The organism is Rahnella perminowiae (genome assembly GCF_019049755.1).
Classification (GTDB): domain Bacteria; phylum Pseudomonadota; class Gammaproteobacteria; order Enterobacterales; family Enterobacteriaceae; genus Rahnella; species Rahnella perminowiae.
On sequence record NZ_JAFMOS010000056.1, the window covers coordinates 1 to 507 of the forward strand.

At 34.7% G+C, this 507-nt stretch carries 1 protein-coding gene; it reads right to left on the reverse strand.

The window, feature by feature from the left end; all coding sequences use genetic code 11:
* Window positions 1–454: fatty acid desaturase (locus J1785_RS00270; RefSeq protein WP_217218520.1), on the reverse strand; the 454-nt coding region annotated here is incomplete at its 3' end.
* Window positions 455–507: the final 53 nt, after the last annotated feature.

The following is a 507-nucleotide window of genomic DNA, read 5'->3' on the forward strand; positions in this document are numbered from 1 at the left end:
GAGTAGTATTTATCATTGTCACCATAAATTGAAAAAAACGATTGGCATTAGTAATGCGAGTAAATAACCCACTAATAGTCTTAAGTTGCTCAGATTTATAATCAATTATTTCCTCGTCTTTATCGGTGCCGAGGAAAGTATGATGATGGAGGTGCTGGGCTTGATAGTGTGTATAACTTACTAGCATTGGCAGACCGTAAATGATGCCAAAAAATCGATTAACTTTTATTGACCGATACAAATTATGATGGAGGCACTCATGCTGTAGTTCGACTCCATGCGCGATGACGATTCCCAAAATGACTACTGACAGAAAATATACAAAATCATTGGTTGTAATCACACTAAAAGTAATCGCTGAGCATAATAACATAAGATAAAGTATTGTCTTGAAAGCACTTCTTCTTGCGTTTTTTTTACTTAGAGTCCTGATTTCCTGCTCGGTTATCATCATGAACCTCTGTATTATTTACTGAAGTGAATGATTTTATTTATATTTTAAGTAGG